This window comes from Corynebacterium sp. CCUG 69979 (genome assembly GCF_024454095.1).
Taxonomy (GTDB): Bacteria; Actinomycetota; Actinomycetes; order Mycobacteriales; family Mycobacteriaceae; genus Corynebacterium; species Corynebacterium genitalium.
The window spans coordinates 19,162-39,758 of sequence record NZ_JAGPZA010000012.1 but is presented as its reverse complement, the minus strand read 5'-3'; the positions used below and the strand labels follow the sequence as shown (position 1 = coordinate 39,758).

16 protein-coding genes are annotated in these 20,597 nt (G+C 63.1%); 12 read left to right on the top strand and 4 right to left on the bottom strand.

Going from position 1 to position 20,597, the window contains the following annotated elements; translation table 11 throughout:
• Window positions 1-9: 9 nt before the first annotated feature.
• From treS to KBX18_RS07930, 9 genes are all read left to right on the top strand, one after another.
• The gene (treS, locus tag KBX18_RS07970) at window positions 10-1,767 is read left to right on the top strand and encodes a maltose alpha-D-glucosyltransferase (protein ID WP_255995551.1); all 1,758 of its coding nucleotides are present in this window, start codon (window positions 10-12) and stop codon (window positions 1,765-1,767) included.
• A 4-nt stretch (window positions 1,768-1,771) separates the two neighbouring features.
• The gene (locus KBX18_RS07965) at window positions 1,772-2,842 is read left to right on the top strand and encodes a trehalose synthase (RefSeq protein WP_255995550.1); all 1,071 of its coding nucleotides are present in this window, start codon (window positions 1,772-1,774) and stop codon (window positions 2,840-2,842) included.
• A 257-nt stretch (window positions 2,843-3,099) separates the two neighbouring features.
• The gene (gene brnQ, locus KBX18_RS07960) at window positions 3,100-4,530 is read left to right on the top strand and encodes a branched-chain amino acid transport system II carrier protein (protein ID WP_255995549.1); all 1,431 of its coding nucleotides are present in this window, start codon (window positions 3,100-3,102) and stop codon (window positions 4,528-4,530) included.
• A 239-nt stretch (window positions 4,531-4,769) separates the two neighbouring features.
• Entirely contained in the window at window positions 4,770-5,777 is a 1,008-nt protein-coding gene (locus tag KBX18_RS07955; protein WP_255995548.1) for an LLM class flavin-dependent oxidoreductase, read from the top strand.
• An 88-nt stretch (window positions 5,778-5,865) separates the two neighbouring features.
• Window positions 5,866-6,660 carry a GntR family transcriptional regulator gene (locus KBX18_RS07950; RefSeq protein WP_005289273.1) on the top strand — a complete coding sequence of 265 codons (795 nt, stop codon included), beginning with the start codon at window positions 5,866-5,868 and terminating at the stop codon, window positions 6,658-6,660.
• 43 nt (window positions 6,661-6,703) lie between these two features.
• Entirely contained in the window at window positions 6,704-8,185 is a 1,482-nt protein-coding gene (locus KBX18_RS07945; protein ID WP_305083012.1) for an ABC transporter substrate-binding protein, read from the top strand.
• On the top strand, window positions 8,182-9,114 hold the full coding sequence (locus tag KBX18_RS07940; protein WP_255995545.1) for an ABC transporter permease: 933 nt from the start codon (window positions 8,182-8,184) through the stop codon (window positions 9,112-9,114). The genes KBX18_RS07945 and KBX18_RS07940 overlap by 4 nt, the downstream gene beginning before the upstream one ends.
• Window positions 9,111-9,917 carry an ABC transporter permease gene (locus KBX18_RS07935; protein ID WP_255995544.1) on the top strand — a complete coding sequence of 269 codons (807 nt, stop codon included), beginning with the start codon at window positions 9,111-9,113 and terminating at the stop codon, window positions 9,915-9,917. The genes KBX18_RS07940 and KBX18_RS07935 overlap by 4 nt, the downstream gene beginning before the upstream one ends.
• 8 nt (window positions 9,918-9,925) lie before the next feature.
• Window positions 9,926-11,305, top strand: a complete 1,380-nt coding sequence (locus tag KBX18_RS07930; protein ID WP_255995584.1) for an ABC transporter ATP-binding protein — start codon at window positions 9,926-9,928, stop codon at window positions 11,303-11,305.
• Window positions 11,306-11,332: 27 nt separating this feature from the next.
• Here KBX18_RS07930 and KBX18_RS07925 read toward each other — a convergent pair whose 3' ends face one another.
• Window positions 11,333-12,631, bottom strand: coding sequence for a phosphatase PAP2 family protein (locus tag KBX18_RS07925; RefSeq protein ID WP_005289257.1), 1,299 nt, complete (start codon window positions 12,629-12,631; stop codon window positions 11,333-11,335).
• A 55-nt stretch (window positions 12,632-12,686) separates the two neighbouring features.
• On the opposite strand from KBX18_RS07925, the gene KBX18_RS07920 reads away from it, so the two are divergent.
• Complete coding sequence (locus tag KBX18_RS07920; RefSeq protein ID WP_005289255.1) at window positions 12,687-13,574, top strand: ribokinase; 888 nt, start codon at window positions 12,687-12,689, stop codon at window positions 13,572-13,574.
• Between the two features lie 113 nt (window positions 13,575-13,687).
• On the opposite strand, the gene KBX18_RS07915 is transcribed toward KBX18_RS07920, so the two are convergent.
• Window positions 13,688-14,977: an alpha/beta fold hydrolase gene (locus KBX18_RS07915; protein ID WP_255995543.1), complete on the bottom strand. Its 1,290-nt coding sequence runs from the start codon at window positions 14,975-14,977 to the stop codon at window positions 13,688-13,690.
• Between the two features lie 128 nt (window positions 14,978-15,105).
• Between KBX18_RS07915 and KBX18_RS07910 the strand changes: the two genes are divergently transcribed.
• Together KBX18_RS07910 and KBX18_RS07905 are read left to right on the top strand one after the other, a co-directional pair.
• Window positions 15,106-17,028, top strand: coding sequence for a BCCT family transporter (locus tag KBX18_RS07910; RefSeq protein WP_255995582.1), 1,923 nt, complete (start codon window positions 15,106-15,108; stop codon window positions 17,026-17,028).
• Between the two features lie 6 nt (window positions 17,029-17,034).
• Window positions 17,035-18,138: a CPBP family intramembrane glutamic endopeptidase gene (locus KBX18_RS07905; RefSeq protein ID WP_255995542.1), complete on the top strand. Its 1,104-nt coding sequence runs from the start codon at window positions 17,035-17,037 to the stop codon at window positions 18,136-18,138.
• Here the strand turns inward: KBX18_RS07905 and thpR are convergent.
• Both thpR and lepA read right to left on the bottom strand, forming a co-directional pair.
• Window positions 18,129-18,659 carry an RNA 2',3'-cyclic phosphodiesterase gene (gene thpR, locus KBX18_RS07900; RefSeq protein ID WP_005289244.1) on the bottom strand — a complete coding sequence of 177 codons (531 nt, stop codon included), beginning with the start codon at window positions 18,657-18,659 and terminating at the stop codon, window positions 18,129-18,131. The two genes, KBX18_RS07905 and thpR, sit on opposite strands and share 10 nt — an antisense overlap.
• Window positions 18,659-20,530, bottom strand: coding sequence for a translation elongation factor 4 (gene lepA, locus KBX18_RS07895; protein ID WP_005289240.1), 1,872 nt, complete (start codon window positions 20,528-20,530; stop codon window positions 18,659-18,661). The genes thpR and lepA overlap by 1 nt, the downstream gene beginning before the upstream one ends.
• Window positions 20,531-20,597: the final 67 nt, after the last annotated feature.

Below are 20,597 nucleotides of genomic sequence, written 5' to 3'. Positions count from 1 at the left end.
TCGGAGCTCATGGACGAACAGATGGACGCCCAGGGGTACCTCATTGAAACTGATGCCAGCGAGTTCGCCTCGCCGGCTCCCGCTCCCGGAAACGAGCCGTGGCAGCGGCCGGACCCGGAGTGGTACAAGGACGCAGTGTTCTATGAGGTGCTCGTGCGCGCCTTTTTCGACCCAGATAATTCGGGCTCGGGCACGCTGCGCGGTGTCGAGGAAAAACTCGATTACCTGCAGTGGCTCGGCGTGGACTGCCTGTGGCTGCCGCCGTTCTATGATTCTCCGCTGCGTGACGGCGGGTACGACATCCGCGACTTCCGCAAGGTGCTGCCGGAGTTCGGCACGGTGGACGATTTCGTCTCGCTTGTCGACGCTGCACATAAACGCGGCATACGCATCATCACCGACTTCCCCATCAACCACACCTCCGATACCCACCCGTGGTTCCAGGAGTCCCGCCGCGACCCAGACGGGCCCTACGGTGACTTTTTCGTGTGGACGGATGACCCGGAGAAGTACAACGAAGCCCGCATCATCTTCATCGACACCGAAGAATCCAACTGGACCTACGACCCGGTGCGCGGGCAGTACTTCTGGCACCGTTTCTTCTCCCACCAACCGGACCTGAACTACGACAACCCGGCGGTGCAGGATGCTGTCATCGACGTGATCCGCTTTTGGCTCGACCTGGGCATGGACGGCATCCGCCTGGACGCCATCCCCTACCTCTACGAGCGCGAGGGCACGAACTGCGAGAACCTGCCGGAGACCCACCAGTTCATCAAACGCGTCCGCAAGATTTTCGACGAGGAATACCCGGGACGTTTCCTCCTCGCCGAAGCCAACCAGATGCCAAACGAAGTGGTGCAATACTTCGGTTCCGGCGAGGACGGCACAGGTGACGAGTGCCAGATGGCGTTCCACTTCCCCGTCATGCCGCGCATCTTCATGGGCATCAGGCAAGAGCGGGCCCAACCGATCATCGACATCCTGCGCGAAACCCCGGACATTCCCGAGACCGCTCAGTGGGGCATCTTCCTGCGCAACCACGACGAGCTCACCCTCGAGATGGTCAGCGACGACGAGCGCGACTTCATGTACACCAACTTCGCCACCGACCCGCGCATGCGCGCCAACGTGGGCATTCGCCGTCGCCTCGCCCCGCTGTTGGGCGGCCACCGCGACCGCCTCGAGCTGGCGCATGCCCTGTTGCTGTCGCTGCCGGGCTCACCGTTCCTGTACTACGGCGATGAAATCGGCATGGGCGATAACATTTGGCTGCCTGACCGCGACGGCGTGCGCACCCCCATGCAGTGGAACGCTGACCGCAACGGCGGCTTCTCCCGAGCCGATCCGGAGCGTCTCTACCTACCTGCGATCCGCAACGACACCTACGGCTACCAAGCCATCAACGTCGAATCCCAGATGGGCCGCGAGAACTCGCTGCTGCACTGGGTGCGCGATCACGTGCACATCCGCAAGCAGTACCGGGCGTTCGGCCGCGGCGACTACCAGGAGGTCCAGCACGACAACGAGCAGGTCCTCGCCTTCATTCGCGAATACAACGATGAGACCGGCCGCAACGAGCGCATCCTGTGCGTGAACAACTTGAGTTCCCGCCCGCAGCCAGTGGAAATGCGCCTGTCGCACTTGAACGGTGTGGTGCCGCGCGAGCTGTCCGGCAACGTCGAGTTCCCCGCGATCGGAGAGCTGCCCTGGCTGGTCACCCTCGCCCCGCACGGCCACTTCTGGTTCGACGTCTCCTGGAGGTAGTTGCATGGACTTGCACGCGACCCGTTTCTACGGCGCGAAATCGGAACCGATCGATTCCCAGACCGTCTCCGCCTCGGTGCCTTTGGGCTCTTACGAGTGGCAGATCCTGGACGTTCAGCACGGCGCCACCACGGACTTCTACCAGGTCCTCGTGGCCGATGACGAGGACTCGTTGCACACCGACGCCGGCGCACAGGCGTACCTCGAAGGGCTCGCCGAGTTCGGCGAGGTCCACGGCGACATGTCCGGCAGCACCGCCCGCCCGCTCGGCGCGGACCAGTCCAATACGTCGCTCGTGGTCGACGAGCGCTGGATCCTCAAAGTCTTCCGCAAACTCGAAGACGGCCTCAACCCCGATGTCGAGTTGCTCACCGGCATCGCGGACTGCCCGCACGTCGCCGGGGTGCGCGGTCACCTCGTGCGCGACGGTCGCACGCTGGCCATGACGCAGGAGCTTATCGACGGCGGACGCGACGGCTTCCAACTCGCCACCACCAACGGACTCAGCGACTCGGACTCCCACGCCCTTGGCGCGGCTATCCGCACCGTGCACGACGCTCTCGCATCGGCCTTCGCCGTGGACAACGTCCTGGCCAGCCAGATTCGGGACTCCCTTAACGCGCACCTCGACGAGCTGGTCGACCAGGCCGAACAGCTCCGCGCGCACGAGGGAACGCTGCGTGAGATCTACTCCCGCATTCCCGACGGTGACCTGCCCGTCCAACGCATCCACGGCGACCTTCACCTCGGCCAGACACTGTACGTTCCTGCCTCGGAGCCGGATACCGGCACCGGGCACTGGTACCTCATCGACTTCGAGGGCGAGCCCGCTCGCCCTTTGGAGCAGCGCCGCCAACCGGACCACGCGTTGCGCGACGTGGCGGGAATGGTGCGATCCTTCGGGTACGCGGAGCTTGGAAACACGGGTCATCTCCTCGCGGGGTACGGCACGGAAATGAACGCGGTGCTGGCTGCCTACGTGGCCGATAAGGCTGCGTACGAGGTCGTGTACGAAGCCAATAACCGCCCCGACTGGGTGGATATCCCGCTGAAGGCGATCAGGGAGCTGGGTTAGACGGAGGCGTCGAAAAGCATTAGCTCAGTCACTTTCGTGCCGTCCACGTGTCAAGTAACTGGTTTCACCTGCGTCACATTCGACCTGGGGTAACGGAACGCGGTTTTCGACGGCACGAAAATGCGGTCTTTCGCATGTGTGAGAACGGGTACGAACAGGGGCACCCACGAGGATTTTCATGCAATAGGATCTTGATCCCAGCCGGCGGAATGCTAGGGTAACCCCTACTAATTCGTTCATTTCCCCCGGGAGGCGTTATGTCTACTGCTGTTACCGGCAAAGCGAAGGGCTCAGAACAGGGCGGTGCTTCGAAGACCGCTGTTGTGGTCACCGCGCTGGCGCTGTTCTCCATGTTCTTCGGCGCGGGCAACCTGATTTTCCCGCCGATGTTGGCCGTTCAAGCCGGCGATAATTTCTGGCCAGCGGTCCTCGGCTTCCTCACCACCGGTGCTCTGCTGCCGGTGCTGGCTGTGATCGCCATTGCCTTGTCCGGCTCAAACGTCCGTGACCTCGCGCAGCGCGCCGGCACGTTCTTCGGCGTCATCTTCCCGATCCTGGCCTACCTGTCCATCGGCGCCTTTTACGCTCTGCCGCGTACCGGTGCCGTCTCCTTCGAGGTGGCCATGACACCGGTGTTCGGCTGGGAGGGCACTGTTCCGCGTGCGCTGTTCAACATCGTGTTCTTCGGCATTGCTCTGGCATTGTCCTGGAACCCCACCCGGATCACCGATACTCTGGGCAAGTTCCTCACCCCGGCGCTGGTGATCCTGCTGATCATCATGATCGGCACCGCGATCTTCACCATGACCAACCAGGGCTACACTCCGAGCGAGGATTACGCGAATAACGCCTACACCACCGGTGTCCTCGAGGGCTACCTGACGATGGACTCCATCGCTGCCCTGGCGTTTTCCATCGTGATCATTTCTTCCCTGCGCTTCAAGGGCCTGGGCGAGGGCACGCCGCTGGTCCGCGGCACCATCTTCGCAGGTCTCGGCGCCGGCATCATGCTCGCGCTCATTTACCTCGGCCTGGGTCTGATCGGCCGCGCAATGCCGAACGCCGAGCAGTACGACAACGGCGCACCACTGCTTTCTGACGCCGCCCTGCAGATAATGGGCAAGCCCGGCCAGATCATCTTCGCCCTGATCGTTGTGCTGGCCTGCATGACCACCGCGATCGGCCTGATCACCGCCACCGCAGAGTACTTCTCCGAGCAGGTCGCTGGCTCCTACCGCACCTGGGCCATCATCTTCGCTGTCGCCTCTGCAGTCATGGCCACCCAAGGCCTGAACTTCGTCATGGCTGTCGCGGCTCCGGTGATCGGGTTCCTCTACCCGCCTGCCATTGCGCTGATCTTCGTGACGCTCATCGAGCCGCTCTTCCGCTCCCGCACGCGCTTGCGCTGGGGCTTCTTCCTGCCCATCTGGGTTGCTGTCGCGTGGTCACTCATCTCTACCTTCATCAGCTTGGGCTGGGGTGCTGACGCCCTGACCCCGCTGGTCAGCTGGTCCCCGATGCAGGCGTACGACCTCGGCTGGCTGCTGCCGACCGCTGTCGCATTCGTCATCGGCGTGATCATCGACCTGGCACGCCCGGCTGCTCCAATGGAGATCGGCACGCAGCGAACCGTCGACGGTGACGAGCCGTACGCGGTCACTGAGAACGCCGACGCCGAGCGCGTTTAGCAAGCCAACACTTCGTCGGCCGGCATCTTCGTCAGATGTCGGCGGATTGAATCTTCCGATGACCGCTACCTCTTCGACAAAGCCCGTTTCGCGGTCACCACTTCGCGCAGCAACCCAGTTCCACTGTCCATGCTCAGCACAGAATTCCCCTGATCGGTCACCTGGGCACTCCGCAAAACTGACCTCACAACCGTCCGCAAGGTTGGGAATGATCGGCGACGCACAGCGTTGTACCAAGCATGGATCAGTCAACTTCTTCTTCCACGCGAGCAACCCTGTCCCTCCTCGACTTTTGCACCGTGCGCGACAACGAGACCGCAGGTGAATCCATGCAGCGGTCGGTCGAATTGGCCCAGACGGGTGAACGGTTGGGCTTTGACCGTGTCTGGTACTCCGAGCACCACAACATGCCGTCGATCGCCTCGTCCTCGCCGGCGGTGCTCATCTCCCACATCGCTGCCAAGACGGAGAAGATCCGGCTCGGCGCTGGCGGTGTCATGCTGCCGAATCACTCGCCGTACGTCATTGCAGAACAGTTCGGCACCCTCGCCGAGCTCTACCCGGACCGCATTGACCTTGGCCTGGGCCGCGCGCCCGGCACGGATCAGCAGACGCTGGGCGCTGCTTTGCGGCGTGACCCTCGCGCCGCCGACAACTTCCCCAACGACGTCTTGGAGCTGCAGGGTTACTTGGCCGGCAAACCCGTCATCCCGGGCGTGACTGCGGTCCCGGGGGCTGGGACGAACGTGCCGCTGTACATTCTCGGCTCATCGATGTTCGGTGCCTCGTTGGCGGCGAAGATCGGTCTGCCCTACTCGTTCGCTTCGCACTTTGCGCCGACCCACCTGGTGGAGGCGACGAAGTACTACCGCGAGAACTTCCAACCCTCCGAGTACTGCGAGGAGCCGTATGTGATTGCGGCGGTGAACGTGACGGCGTCGGACAGCGAAGAGGACGCTGCGCGGCAAACGGAGTTAGTGCATCGTGCTCGTGTCCGCGCGCTGCTGGGTCGCCAGGGGCGCGTGCTGAGCGAGGAACAGCTTGACGCTGTGATGAACGCGCCGCAGGGCCAGCAGATCGTGGGCATGCTGCGCTACACGGCCCAGGGCACAAGCGAGCAGATCACCGATTATCTGGAGCAGTTCCAGGAGCTTTCTGGAGCCGATGAGCTGATGATTTCCCTGCAGTCCCCCACCCACGAAGAGTCGCTGCGCTCGATGGAGATCCTCTCGGATGCGTGGGCTTAGCGGGCACTGACCCTGTCGACAACGCTCATGGGCAGTTCATTAAAGTAAAGGCCGCTGAACACATTCGGATGAACGCATATCAAGAGGAGTGGGGATCATTTCACGCCGGCAGCAGCACGAGGAAATCGCCGAGTACCTCCAAGATTTGATCCAAAGCGGCGAACTTGCCCCCGGCGATCCGCTTCCCTCCGAAGCTGAGCTGTGCGAGAAGTTCGATTCTTCCCGCGGCCCGGTGCGCCAAGCGGTGGCCACGTTGCGTGCCGACGGCCTGATCTCCTCCGGCCGCGGACGCCGCTCCATTGTTCTGCTCGCGCCGTCGACAAGCAGCTTCGACGCTCTCCTATCCGCCTCTGCCCTGATGAAGGAGCAAGGCCGCACATCCGGCGGGAAAATCCTGCGGATAGCTCGCGAACCGGCTGATGACCGTACAGCTCGGGCCCTCCAGCTTGAGCAGGGCGACCCGGTTGTCGAGGTCGAACGGGTGCGTTCCGCAGACGGTGTGCCCGCCGTGATCGAGCGTCTGGTGTTTCCGTTCAAGATCGGTGAGCGACTGCTCGCGATGTCGGAAGACAACGAGTCTGTGCACGAGATCTTGGCGCAGCACGGGATCAACGCCGACAACGCTGTGCGCATCGGCCAGATCACCACAGCGACTGCGGAGCAGGCAACGTTGCTGGAAATCGAAGAAGGCGCTCCGCTGTGGCACGTGGAACTGCGCGCGTCGACGTTTCAGGGCGAGCACATCGAGTATGCGGAGTATGACTTCCGCGGCGACATGATGCGCTTGGTCATGTCGAATGTCCGCGGCGGGCCGGTGCCGGTGAAGTTCAGCATCATCGATCCGGGCACGCAGCCTGGTGACTACGGTGAATATAACAATTAGCCGAACAAGACCCCCTGTTAACTTTTTGGTAACCTCAGCGCCTATGAAACCAGTCATGTGCGCTGCTGCTCTTGCCCTAGCAGGGGCACTAGCAGGGTGTTCCGCAGGCAGCACAGCCACAAACGTGGGGCGGATCGAGCCCGGCAGCGTCGTCGTGGGCACCACGTCCGCGCCCGAGTCGCTCGATTTCACCACTACATCAGGCGCGGCGATTCCGCAGGCGCTCATGAACAATGTCTACGAAACGCTCGTGCGTATCGACGAATCCGGCAACCCCGCCCCGTTCCTCGCCGAGAGCTGGGACATCAGCGATGACCGAACCGAGTACACCTTCCACCTCAAAGAGGGCGTGACCTTTTCCAACGGGGACGAGTTCACTGCTGAAACGGCCGCGTTCTCCATCAACTACGTCAAGGACTCCTGGACCAACGGTTTGAAGGCGCAGATGGACCCGGTGGTGGGGGCAGAGGCTGCGGATAAGCACACGCTGAAGGTGACACTCGACGCGCCGTCGAATAGCTGGCTGTGGTCCATGGGCACGCTCACGGGCGCCATGATGACGCCGAGCGGTGTTGACGCGCTGGCCACGACACCTGTAGGCACGGGCCCGTACACCGTGAAGCACTTCGCGGTGGGCGAGTCGATCTCCTTCGACGCGCGCGAAGACTACTGGGGTGAAGGCGCACAGCAGGACGCTGCGATCAGGTACTTCTCCGACGCGGTCTCCTCGGTCAACGCACTGCGCGTCGGCGATGTGGATGTGGTGTGGTCGCTGCAGGCCCCTGAGCTGCTGCAGACGCTTCCCGACGATTTCGATGTTCAGGTGGGCACCACCAACGGCGAAGTAGTACTGAGCCTCAACAACCGGCGCGCCCCCTTCGACGACCCGGCTGTGCGCCGCGCGGTAGCCTACGCGATCGATCGACGCGCACTCAATGACGTCGTCTGGTCTGGGATGGCCACCGACACCGGTGGCGCACCCGTACCGCCGACAGACCCGTGGTTCACGGGGCAGGATTACTATCCCTTTGATCCGGACAAAGCCCGCGAGCTTCTTGCCGGCCGCGAACCCGAGATCACACTGACCATCCCCTCGCTGCCCTACGCCCAGGACGCGGCGGAGCTGGTTTTCTCGCAGCTATCCGATGTCGGCTTTCACGTGAAGCTGGAGACCGTCGAGTTCCCCGCCGTGTGGTTGGGTCAAGTGCTCAAACAGGCGGATTACCAGGCCTCGCTCATCGCGCACGTGGAGCCGCGGGACATGCAGAACTTGTTCGGCAATCCGGAGTATTACCTCGGCTACGACTCTGAAAAGGTACGCGAGGATTTCGCCCTCGCCGACGCCGGTGACCAGCAAGAGCAGGTCGCAGGGATGCAAGCAGCGGTGAACACCATCATGGCGGACGTGGGCGCCCTGACGTTGGCCAATGCCCCGAACATCGTGGTCACTGCACCCGGAGTGACCGGTGTGGACCCGAACGTGGTCACTGACGGTCTCGACCTAGCGGGGGTGAAGAAGAAATGAAGCAGATCGGACTCGCTCTGTTGCGGTTCGTGCTCATGCTGTTCGCCGCCAGCGTGATCATCTTCGTGCTGCTGCGCGCAGTTCCGGGCGACCCGGCGCGCATCGCGCTCGGCGTGACCGCAACGGACGAGGATGTCGCGGCGTTGGCGGCGCAGCTCGGTACCGACCGGCCGCTTGTGGTGCAGTACTTCGACTGGATCGGCAGCCTGCTCACCGGCGACTTCGGTGTCTCACTGTCCAGCCAGCAGGAGATCACTCCCCTGGTGTGGGACCGGGTGCAGGTCTCGCTGATCCTGACGGTATCCGCCATGGTGCTCTCTTTGCTCATCGCCATCCCGCTGGGCACATTGTTGGCGCGGCGGAACTCAGCGATGCTCGGGGCTCTGACGCAGATTGGCATTGCTGTGCCCAGCTTCCTTGCCGGCATCCTCGCGATCGCGGTGTTTTCCGTGTGGCTCGGTTGGCTCCCGGCGAACGGCTGGTCGCCGCCGAATGCGGGATTCGGGAAATTCCTCTCCCACCTCGTACTGCCAGTGGTGTCTTTGACGCTCGTGCAAGCGGCCATCCTCACCCGATACGTCCGCTCCGCCGTCGCAGAAGAAATGGATAAAGACTACGTGCGCACAGCACGTTCCATCGGGCTGTCCACGCGCGAAGCGCTTTACCGGCACGCACTGAAAAACGCGCTCTTGCCGGTACTCACCGTTGCTGGTCTCCAGATGAGCACGCTCATTGTGGGCGCTGTCGTCATTGAAAGAGTCTTCGTCATTCCGGGTGTCGGCTCGATGCTTCTCGACGCTGTAGCCACCCGCGACCTGACTACCGTTCAAACCATCATGATGCTGCTGGTCGTGTTCACCCTGGCCGTGACTCTCTTGGTGGACCTGCTCTACCGGCTGGTCGACCCGCGTTTGAGGAGGCAAGCATGAGACGGTTCCCTGCGACCTTCTGGGTGGGCGCGGTGCTGGTCGGTATCGTCGTCACGCTGGGGCTCATCGCGCTGGTGTGGACGCCGTACAACCCTGTCCAAGCGAACCCCGAACAGCGACTGGAGGCGTTTTCCGCCACCCATTGGATGGGCACGGACCAGTACGGCCGCGACATGCTCAGCCGCATCATGGACGGTGCCCGCATCTCGCTGCTGGTCGCGTTCGGCTCGGTCGCGTTGTCAGCACTGATCGGAGTGCCGCTGGGCATGTGGGCGGGCATGTCCCGCGGCTGGATTGAGACACTCATCATGCGCTCCAACGACCTGCTGTTGGCCTCCCCCGCTTTGCTGTTGGCCATCGTGTTCACCGCGGTGTTCGGCGCGTCAATGTGGATCGTGGTGCTGGCGATCGGCATCGCGGGCATCCCCGGCTTCGCACGCGTGGCGCGGGTAGGCACACTGCAGGTCATGGCGCAGGACTACATTCTCTCCGCCCGGGTCTCTCGCGTGCCCGGCCCGGTCATCGCGTGGCGGCACGTGCTGCCCAATATCGCTGCGATCCTCATTGTTCAGGTCTCCGTCGCGCTCGCGCTGGCCATCCTCGCTGAGGCCGGTTTGTCCTTCCTCGGATTGGGCACGCCCGCCCCGTACGCTTCCTGGGGCAGGATGCTGCAGGCTTCCCAGGCCTATCTGGCCACCGCACCCCACCTCGCGCTGTGGCCTGGGCTGGCTATCGCGGCGACAGTACTTGGGTTCAATCTGCTGAGCGACGGCCTCCAGACCGCCTGGAAGGTGAAACGATGACAACTCCCTTGGTGCAGGTAGAAAGCCTCTCGATCCCCCGGATCCTGGAGGACATTTCCTTCGACATCTCCCCCGGTGAGCGCGTGGGCCTGATCGGTGAGTCCGGCTCCGGCAAATCCATGACCGCCATGTCCATCATGGGCTTGGTCGACCCGCGGCTGAAGGTCTCCGGTTCGATCACCGTGCATGGCCAAGAAGTGACCCGCAGCATGCGCGGCACCACCGTGGCCATGGTCTTCCAGGAACCGATGACCGCACTTGACCCGCTCATGACGGTCGAGCGCCAAGTCGCTGAGGCCAGCTCGCTAGATCGCGCGCGCGAACTCCTGCGCGAGGTCGGCATTGAGCGCACCGCCGCCTATCCGCACGAGCTCTCCGGCGGCCAGCGCCAGCGCGTGCTCATCGCCCTAGCTATTGCCGGCGACCCGGACCTGCTTATTTGCGACGAGCCAACCACAGCCCTCGACGTGACCGTTCAGGCGCAGATCCTCGATCTGCTCGACCGCCTGGTCCGGGAGCGCAACATGGCGCTGCTGTTCATCACCCACGACCTTGGCGTCATCTCCCGGATGACGGACCGGATCATCGTGCTCAAGGACGGGCGCATCGTTGACCCCAACGCGGACCTGAAGAATCCACAGGTGGACTACACAGCACAGTTGGTCGCGGCGTCGCGGCCGGGGGAACCGGCGCTGGTGCGCGACGCGGATAAGCCGATCGTTGAACTTGACCACGTCACCTGGCGCCGCGGTGACACGCTCGCGCTTGATGACGTCTCTTTGACCGTCCGCAAAGGCGAGCGCCTCGGCATCGTCGGTGGATCGGGCTCGGGCAAGACTTCGTTGCTGCGACTCATCGCAGGTCTAGGTGAGCCAGATAGTGGCACCGTGCGTGTCGACGGCGGCTTGCAGATGGTCTTCCAAGACCCCTACTCCTCGCTGAATCCGCGCCGGAAAGTGCGCGATTCGATCCGTGAATCCGGCACCGATAAGCAACGCGCGGATGAGGTGCTGGCCCAAGTCGGCCTGGAGGGCACGGGCGATCGTCTTCCCAACGAGTTCTCCGGCGGGCAGCGCCAACGCATCTCCATTGCGCGCGCCGCTGCCCCGCGCCCGGAAATCCTCATTGCCGACGAGCCAGTTTCGGCGCTCGACGTGTCAGTGCGGGCTCAGGTGCTCGAGCTTCTCGACGACCTTGTGGTCCACGACAAACTCACCCTCATCTTCGTTTCCCACGACCTGTCCGTCGTACGGCAGGTGTGCCCCACGATCGCGGTGCTGCACAAGGGCCGCATCGTGGAGACCGGCCCGACCGAAGACGTGTGGGCGAACCCGCAGCACGAGTACACGCGCAAGCTGCTGGCCTCCATCCCTGCGTTCGAGTATTAGCGCTCAAACGCAGGAAGGAGATCGCCGCTAACGCAGAACGGTGACCGATCCGTCCTGGTTGACGTTGACCTTCGCAGACGTCGCCGCGGCCAGGTTGACGCGCTGCCAGGAACCGCCCTCCGCTTGCCAGTCCAGCGGGTTGCCCGGCGCGGTGGCGGTCTGCGCAATGACCTGCGCGCGCTGGTGGTAGTTGAGCTCGGGGAAGCTCGCCGCGATGAGCGTCGGCGCTGCCTGCGGGACGATCATCGGGGCGTCGGTGCGGTAGATCGGCTTGAAGTCGTAGGTGTTCCACTTCGTGGTCTGCTCCACGGCCGTCGCGGTGGGCACATACGGTTTATCGGATGCCACCAGCTCCGGAATGGACTTGCCGGTGCGCCACTGCATCTCGGCGCGCAGCTCAGCGGCAGCCTGGTCGAACGCGTTGCGCATCTTCGGGTCATTCAGACGATCCGCAGCAGCAGCCTGGCCGGACATGCGCCCGCCGATGACATCGAGCGGGTAGTGCACCCCCAGCACGATCCGGCTGTGACCGGCTTCAGCACCACGGTAGTGGAGCTGCGGGGCAGCCTCCGGGACCATGTACGCCAGCAGCGAAGTGACCAGCGCAGCCTGGTTGGTGTGGCCGGACGGGAAAGACTTCGAGGTCAGGTACAGGTCCTCCCCCGGCGGGTTGTAGCGCTTGATGCGATCCGGGGCGACCACGTGCGGGCGGTTGTAGTTGAAGATCTGCTTCTCGGCGAAGGTGGAGCTGGCGATGCCGCCGGAGCGGGCCAGGTAGCCGTTACCCAGCAGGTACTGCGTCTTGGGTAGGCGGCCTTCGCGCAGGGCGTCGCGGAACTGCTTGCCGAATTCCTCGCCAAGACCCTCCGACAGCGTCACCAGCAGCTCGTCGGAGGAGGCGACAGCGTCGACCTGAGCGCGGCGCACCAGCTCCGGGTCGGAGGATGCAGCATTGTTGATGGCGATGACCTGCTGCAGGTTGGAGTCCATCACGTCGGGGCGGTTGTCGCGCAGGGACGGGAAGAGGCGGTTGACCTCGGCGTAAATGCCGTACTGGTAAGGCGAGATATCGGAAATGTAGCCGGCCAGGTAATCCGGGCTGAACGGCACCGGTTGCGGGGCGCCGCTAGCCTCGCGGGGAACCTGTCCGGTCGAGGATCCGGTGTTCGGATCGCGCAGCTGCGGCACTGTGACCTTGGAGTTCGGCGGGAGGTTGAAGTTCACGTGACCCAACGGCTGAGCGTGAGCCGGGGCGGCGGTGAGCGAAACAGCAGGAACGGCAACGGCCAGTGCGGTGGAGAAAATGGCAGGGAGGAGACGCTTCATGCGATGAGAGTAACCCGGCCCCGCACACCCTGCAGTACTTCCCTACCCTGGGGGTATGGCAGAGATTGTTGTGGTCGGTTCCATCAACGCAGACCTGACCGTGGGCGTCGCGCGCCACCCCCATCCGGGCGAGACTCTTCTGGGCACTGGCGGGGGCATCTCCGCTGGCGGCAAGGGCGCGAACCAGGCCGTTGCCGCCGCGCGGCTGGGCAGTTCCGTCGCCATGGTCGGCGCTGTCGGCGACGACACCAACGCCGAGGACGCGACCGCTCTACTGAAAGAAGCGGGGGTAGATCTCAGTGGAGTTATCATCGGCACGGAAGTCACTGGCTTAGCCGTGATCACCGTCGCTGAGGACGGAGAGAACACGATCATCGTGGTGCCGGGGGCGAATGGGGAGATGGGGGCTGGTGCCGTCGAGAAGCAAAAAGCTCTCATCGAGACAGCGGAACTTGTCCTGCTGCAAGGCGAAATCCCTGCTGACGGTTTCAAGCGCTCGGTCGAGCTGAGCCGTGGGCGCGTGGTGATCAATCTAGCGCCGGTCATCGACGTCGACCAAGACGTTCTCCTGCGGGCCGATCCGCTCGTGGTGAACGAGCATGAGGCTGCCGGCGTGCTGGAGATGCTCGGCCACGCCTCCCCAGACGACCCGCAGAAGCAGCTGGACGCGTTGATGCAGGCTGGCTTTGCTTCCGTGGTGATCACGCTCGGCGCAGACGGTGCACTCGTCGCAGCCGACGGCATGAGCGAGAAGATCGACTCTCCGCGTGTGCAGGCGGTGGACACGGTCGGGGCGGGCGACGCGTTCACGGGTGCGCTGTGCCACCAGCTCGTCCACGGCGCAGACATCGTGGACGCCGCGCGCTTCGCCGCGAAGGTCGGCGCATTCTCCGTGACCCGGCACGGAGCCCAAGCCTCCTACCCGCTAGCAGGAGAGCTCTAGCAAGCCCCGGCTAGCGGCAGATGTAGAACAACAGCGCGGGGTCGAGGACGTGCTCTTCGGTGTACTCAAACATGGCATCCAAAGTCTCGAACATGGTGTCCATGCCGGATAGTTTAACCCTGCGAAGCACCCTCGCCGTGCATTGCGTCATAAATCCCACGGAACAGTTCTGCGCCGTGGGCATAGATCGCGTCATGGGCCCAATCGGGGTGCGACCAGACCTTCATGTTCCCAATCTTCGCTGCGTTCTCGCAGGCCATCTCGAAGGGAATGAACATATCTTGCTCGTATAGAGCAACTACTGCCGGGACCTCGTTGACGTAGAGCTGCTCCTCGTTGAACACCCGGGAGAAGTCCGTCTTCTGCGCGAGCTTGTGCACCTCTTCGCGGAACGGGATCAGTGCCGGATCTTCGTCGAAGTGGTGTTTGAAGAAGTAGTTGCCCAGCAGGTAGTACGGCTCGTCCAGGTTCGTCGGGTCTGCGTCAAGCCGAAAGCCCGGCCGTCCGGCCATCGTGCGTTCCGCCGCCCAGTTCGGCGCCTGCCCCGGCCCGCCAAAGAGCGTTTCGTGCAGCACCGCCCACAGCGGGTTGCGTTCCAGCGAGACAAAGTCATTGACCATCGCCAGGAAGTCTTTGCGCAACCGCTTGTCCGCTTGACGGCGGTCAAACGGCTCCTCCAACAAAATCGCCAACGAATGAAAACCCTGCTCCTCGCCGAGCGCGACACCGACGAAACGGAACCGGTTCGCGGTGAGCCGCTCTCCCGTGGGCAGGAATTCCTCGACGTTGTTCAAATGGTCGCAGATCTCCCGGACGCGCTCTTGCGCATTCGGCACCGTGGCGTAGAAGTCCTCGATGCGCGCGTGGAAAAGGCCGAGTGTGACCTCGTTGTACACCTCGGGCGACCAGCCCAGCTGCGGCAATGCTCCGGTGAGATACGCGTGGCCGATGCCGCCCGGTGCCCACGAGAGGTAACTTCCAGTGCACAGCGCGCCGAACGAGTTGCCCAGCACGTCCCACTTCGCAAACCCCAGGTGCCGGCGCAAATCCTCTGCGTCAGCGACGACGTCGGGGCAGCGGAGTTTGGACAAAATGCGTGCGTCGATAAGCTCCGGCGTGCTGCGGTCGATCTTGCCGGAACGACCCGTGCCGCGTTCATCCATGAGGAAGATGCGGTAGTGCTGCAACGCCTCCGGAATCCAGCCCTGCATGAAGCGCGGTGCGGGGTTGCCGGGGCCGCCTTGGAGAAACAACAGTGGCGGAAGGCTCTCTCCGTCCCCGTGCGCGTAGAGCTCGCGCGCGAACAGCTCGAAGGTGCCCAGCTCCGGGCGCTCGCGGTCCCACGGGACCTGAAGCGTATGTTCCCGCGTACGCGCGTTCGGGGGGATGATTGTGGAGATCATCAGATAAGTATGCCAGAACCTGGTTGAATCTTGAGCACACCTAAAACCCAGGAAGGCGATACTTCATGTCCAGCACGAGAAGCACACGGCCCTCCGGCAGCCCCCTGCCGAAGCCGATCCGCTCGGTGATGCACCCCGACGCCAGCCTGAAGGCCCGCGACAAAGACAAGTACCCCGACGGGATGCACCCCGGTCTGATCCGCGGCATCAGCGTTGAAGAGCAGCGCTACGAATTCGGAGTGGACAAGGTCGTCTTCGGTGTCGCGGCAGCGCTCATCGTGGGGTTCATCGCGTGGGGTGTCTACAACCCGGAATCGGTTTCGGAGACAGCAGGTGAAGCATTCGCCTGGGGCATGGAGCACGCCGGATGGCTGTTCAACATCGTGATGTTCGTCTGCGTGCTTCTCGTTGCGGTGATTGCGCTCAGCCGCATGGGCCAGATCCGTCTGGGCAAGGACGACGAGGAACCGGAGTTCGGCCGCTTCTCGTGGGTGGCCATGATGTTTGCCGCAGGCATCGGCGTGGGCATCTTCTTCTTCGGCCCGTCTGAACCGCTGCAGTTCTTCCTCGATCCGCCACCGCTGACAAACGAGGCCGGCACGGAGACCGCCATGCACCAAGCGCTCGCCCAGTCCAACTTTCACTGGGGTTTGAACCCGTGGGCGATCTACTCCCTCGTGGGCGCGGCCATCGCCTATTCCACCTACCGCCGCGGCCGCCCGCTGTTGATGTCCTCACTCTTCGCGCCGCTGATGGGCGAGTCGAAGAACGACACCATCCTCAGCCGCACCATCGACATCATGGCTGTGGCCGCCACCCTGTTCGGAACCGCGGCGTCGCTCGGTATCGCCGCCCTGCAGATCGGTGAAGGTCTCGGCATTGTCACTGACCTAGAGGTGGGCAACCCGATCCTGCTGACCATCATCGGGGCCCTCACCTTGGGCTTTGTCATCTCCGCGGTCTCTGGTGTGTCCAAGGGCATCCGCATCCTGTCGAACACCAACATCACGCTGACTTTCGCGTCAATACTCTTCATCTTCCTCACCGGCCCCACCTTGCTGCTGATCAACCTAGTTCCGTCGGGCACGCTGTACTACTTCCACGAGTTCTTCAACATGGCGTCGCGCTCGCTGTCCTGGGGCGAAGAGACGCTGGCGTTCCAATCCGAGTGGACTGCGTTCTACTGGGCATGGTGGATCTCCTGGGCGCCGTTCGTCGGCACGTTCCTGGCAAAAATTTCCCGCGGCCGCACCCTGCGCGAATTCATCCTCATGACCACGGCCGTGCCCACCGCCATCCTCATCCTGGCATTCAGCATCTTCGGCGGCACCGCGATTTCTTTCTCCCGCGACGGCGTCCCCGGGTTCGACGGCGAGTCCACGCCAGAACAAGTGCTTTTCTCGCTTTTCGACGCTCTTCCGCTATCCAACTTCACCCCCTACCTGCTCATCGCTATCCTGGCCGTCTTCTTCATCACCACCGCAGACTCTGCTTCCGTGGTCATGGGCACCATGTCCTCGAAGGGCGACCCGGAATCCAACAAGATGGTCTCCATCTTCTGGGGCCTGTGCATGATGGGCGTGGCCGTGGTGATGCTGCTGGCCGGCGGCGAGGATGCCCTAAGCGGCCTGCAGTCGCTGACGGTGCTGATTGCCCTGCCCTTCTCGCTGGTGGTGTTGGGCCTGTTGTTCTCCTTCGTCCGCGACCTGACCACTGATCCGCACACCATCCGTGACCGTTACGCGGAGTCCGCGTTGCAGTACGCGGTGTGGCACGGCCTTGAGGATTATGGCGACAACTTCGAGCTGGTAATCAAGGAGTCGCGCTACGGTGACGGTGCAGGCAAGGACTTTGACTCCTCCGATGACAAGTACACCAGCTGGTACGAGCGTTATGACGAAGACGGCAACCGCGTCGGCTACGACTACGAAACCGACACATGGGAAGACGGCTACACCCGCGAGGAAGTCGACGACCGAGTCGACGAGGACGACCCTGATTCCGATGTCGAATCCGAAACGGGCGAACAAACGGCAGACTCCGAACGTTAGACAGGCATGAGCTTGCCTTACCACCGGCTCGCGCGGACACACCGGCTGGGAAAGTACACGCCGTGGCACCCGTTCATCGAGCTGATCCTGCTGACAGCCTTTAGTTTCGCCTTGATGCTCGCGTTCATCCTTGTCGTCGGGTTCGCACTGGTGGCTGTCGATTATCCGCTTCCACTGAGGGGTACCTTCGAAGAACTCGACGAATCCGACCCGGCAATGAAGTTCCTGCTCTACGGCAGCCTGGCTGCGATGATCCCAGCTCCGTTTCTCGCGGCGCGCATCACGGGACGCCGCCCGCGTGCACTGTGGTCGGTGAACAACCGATTCCGGTGGGGTTTGTTCGGGCGGGCCGCGCTCGTTGTCGCGGCCTTTCACATCGTCACATCGCTCCTGGATGCCGTTTTCGCCTCCACCGGCACCTTCTTGCCCGATTTTGACGAGCGTTCCCTCATCATCCTGCTCATCGTGGCCGCCTACACCCCGTTGCAGTGCGCCGCGGAGGAGATCATCTACCGCGGGGCATTACCGCAGATCGTCGGGGCATGGATCCGCAAACCCTGGTTGGCGTACCTGCTGCCCATTCCCTTCTTCGTGTTAGCCCACGATTACGACCCTGCCGGCCTGTTCTTCGTCGCCATCTTCGCCGTCTTCGCGTCCATCCTGGTCCACCGCACCGGCGGCTTGGAGGTGGCCATCGCCTTCCACGCGGGCAACAACATGTCCGTCGAGTGGTACGCCCTGATGGGAATCGACGCCGACATCACGGAGCGCCCCTCGCTGATCTTCATTTCCGAACTGTCCACGTGGGTCCTGTTCGCCATTCTGCTCATCGTGTTCTGGAATTTCTCGCCGCCAGCCCGCGAACCCGCCCCGGCCCGACCCCAGCCCGGTGTGCACTACCCCGCCGTTGCGCCACCTCCGTACCCGCCGCACCCTGCACTGCAAGGCCACGTTCCGCCGCACCAGATGCCGCAGCCGCAACACCCCCAACAACCGGTTCCGCAGCCCCTGCAGTATCCCCCATCGCGGAATCCTCTACCGGTGCAGTACCAGCAGCCACAGTATCCCCCGCCTGCGCAGTACCCGCCTGTGCCGCCGTACTACAGGTGAAAGCGCTCAAGGACCTCGTAGCGGGGCCCTCCGCCGCGACCTTCCCCGAGGTGGGATTGGACAAGACACAGTTCATCGCAGGTGAATTCCGGGCCGCGGTAGACAGACAATGCGCGGACGATGTCCGGGATGGCGTAAGGGTCGCGGGAGCGTTTCCCGGCCCTGCCGACCGTCATGTGCGGCCGCTGTCTCACATCCATATCCGGCAGGGCGCACTCGGCCATGAGCTCTTTGATCGGGTCGCCCCCGAGCCCCATCCACAATGTCCTCTGCTCAAACGCCCCGGCGCCGGAGACGTGCAACGTCGGCGCGGTATGGAAAGCGCTCACCTGTGCGAGGTGCTCACTAATCTGAGCTCCATCGTTCGGCTGATCGCCGTAGAACGCCAGGGTCACGTGCCAGTTGTCGGGGTCGGTCCAGCGGATCTCCTGCCGGGAGAATTTCCTGATTGGACGCAGCGCCGCAACGAGGTGCTCGCGCGCTTCCTCCGAAGGAAACAGTGCAGCGAAGAGCCGGATCACTATTCCTCGTCGGTCGACAGCGCCGCGACGAACGCTTCTTGCGGCACGGTGACCGAGCCGATGTTCTTCATGCGCTTCTTACCGGCCTTCTGCTTCTCCAGCAGCTTGCGCTTACGGGAGATGTCACCGCCGTAGCACTTGGACAAAACGTCCTTGCGCAGCGCACGGATGTTCTCGCGGGCGATGATCTTCGAGCCGATGGCGGCCTGGACGGGCACCTCGAACTGCTGGCGCGGAATGAGCTCTTTGAGCTTCTTGGTCATCTTGTTGCCGTACCACTGCGCGGAGTCGCGGTGGACAATCGCAGAGAACGCATCCACCGGCTCGCCCTGGAGGAGAATGTCGACCTTCACCAGGTCTGCTTCCTGCTCGCCGGCATCCTCGTAGTTGAGGGAGGCGTAGCCCTTCGTGCGGGACTTGAGCATGTCGAAGAAGTCGAAGATGATCTCACCGAGCGGCATGATGTAGCGCAGCTCCACACGCTCCTCGGAGAGGAACTCCATGTTCTTCATGGTGCCGCGCTTGGACTGGCACAGCTCCATCGTCGTGCCCACGAATTCCTGCGGGACGATGATGGTCATGTTGACAACGGGCTCGTAGACCTCCTGCAACTTGCCGCCGGGCCAGTCGGAGGGGTTGTGCACGAGCTGCTCGGTGCCGTCTTCCGCCACCACGCGGTAGGTCACGCTCGGCGCGGTGGAGATCAGGTCTAGGTCGAATTCGCGCTCGAGGCGGTCGCGGGTGATTTCCATGTGCAGCAGGCCCAGGAATCCGCAGCGGAAACCGAAGCCGAGGGCGACGGAGGTCTCGGGCTCCCAGGTCAAAGAAGCGTCGTTAAGCTGCAGCTTTTCCAGGCTCTCGCGCAACGTGGGGAAGTCTTCCTGGGACACGGGGAACAGCCCCGAGTAGACCATGGGCTTGACGTCTTCGAAGCCCTCGAGCGGCTCGTCGGCACCCTTGTTCGCCCAGGTGACAGTATCGCCCACACGGGTCTCGCGGACGTCTTTCACGCCGGTGATGAGGTAGCCGACCTCGCCCGGGCCGAGCCCCTTTGCCTTTTGCATGGTCGGCGAGACAATGCCGATTTCCAGGATCTCGTGCTGGACCCCGGTGTTCATCATCTTCACCTTTTGGCCGGACTCGAGCTTGCCGTCCATCATGCGGATGTAGGTGACCACACCGCGGTAGGTGTCGTAGACAGAGTCGAAAACCAGCGCGCGGGCGGGCGCGTCGGCGTCGTTAGTTTCACCGTCTTCACTCCGTGAGGACGGTGGCGGAATCAGTTCCACGACCTTATCCAGCAACTCCGGCACACCCATGCCGGTCTTTCCTGAAACGCGCAGCACCTCATCCGGTTCGCAGCCGATGATGTGGGCGATTTCCTCGGCGTACTTTTCCGGGTCAGCGGCCGGCAAGTCGATCTTGTTCAGGACCGGGATGATCTCCAGATCGTTCTCCATGGCCATGTAGAGGTTGGCCAGGGTCTGGGCTTCAATGCCTTGGGCTGCGTCGACAAGCAAAATGGCGCCCTCGCACGCATCGAGCGAACGAGAGACTTCGTAGGAAAAGTCCACGTGGCCCGGGGTATCGATCATCTGCAGGATGACCTGTTCCCCTTCGTGGGGTCCGCTGGTTGGGATCCACGGCAGGCGGACGTTCTGCGCCTTGATGGTGATGCCGCGTTCGCGCTCGATATCCATGTTGTCGAGGTATTGGTCGCGCATATCGCGCGCGTCGACAACATTGGACAGCTGCAGGATGCGGTCCGCCAACGTCGACTTGCCGTGGTCGATGTGCGCGATAATGCAGAAGTTGCGGATCTTGGACGGATCCGTGAACGTCTCCAACGCGAAATTTGTTGCCCTAGCCACGCAGGTCACCTTACCGCAGTGCCGGCAACCACAGACTCAGCGCCTACCCGGCCCGAGAGCTCTGCCA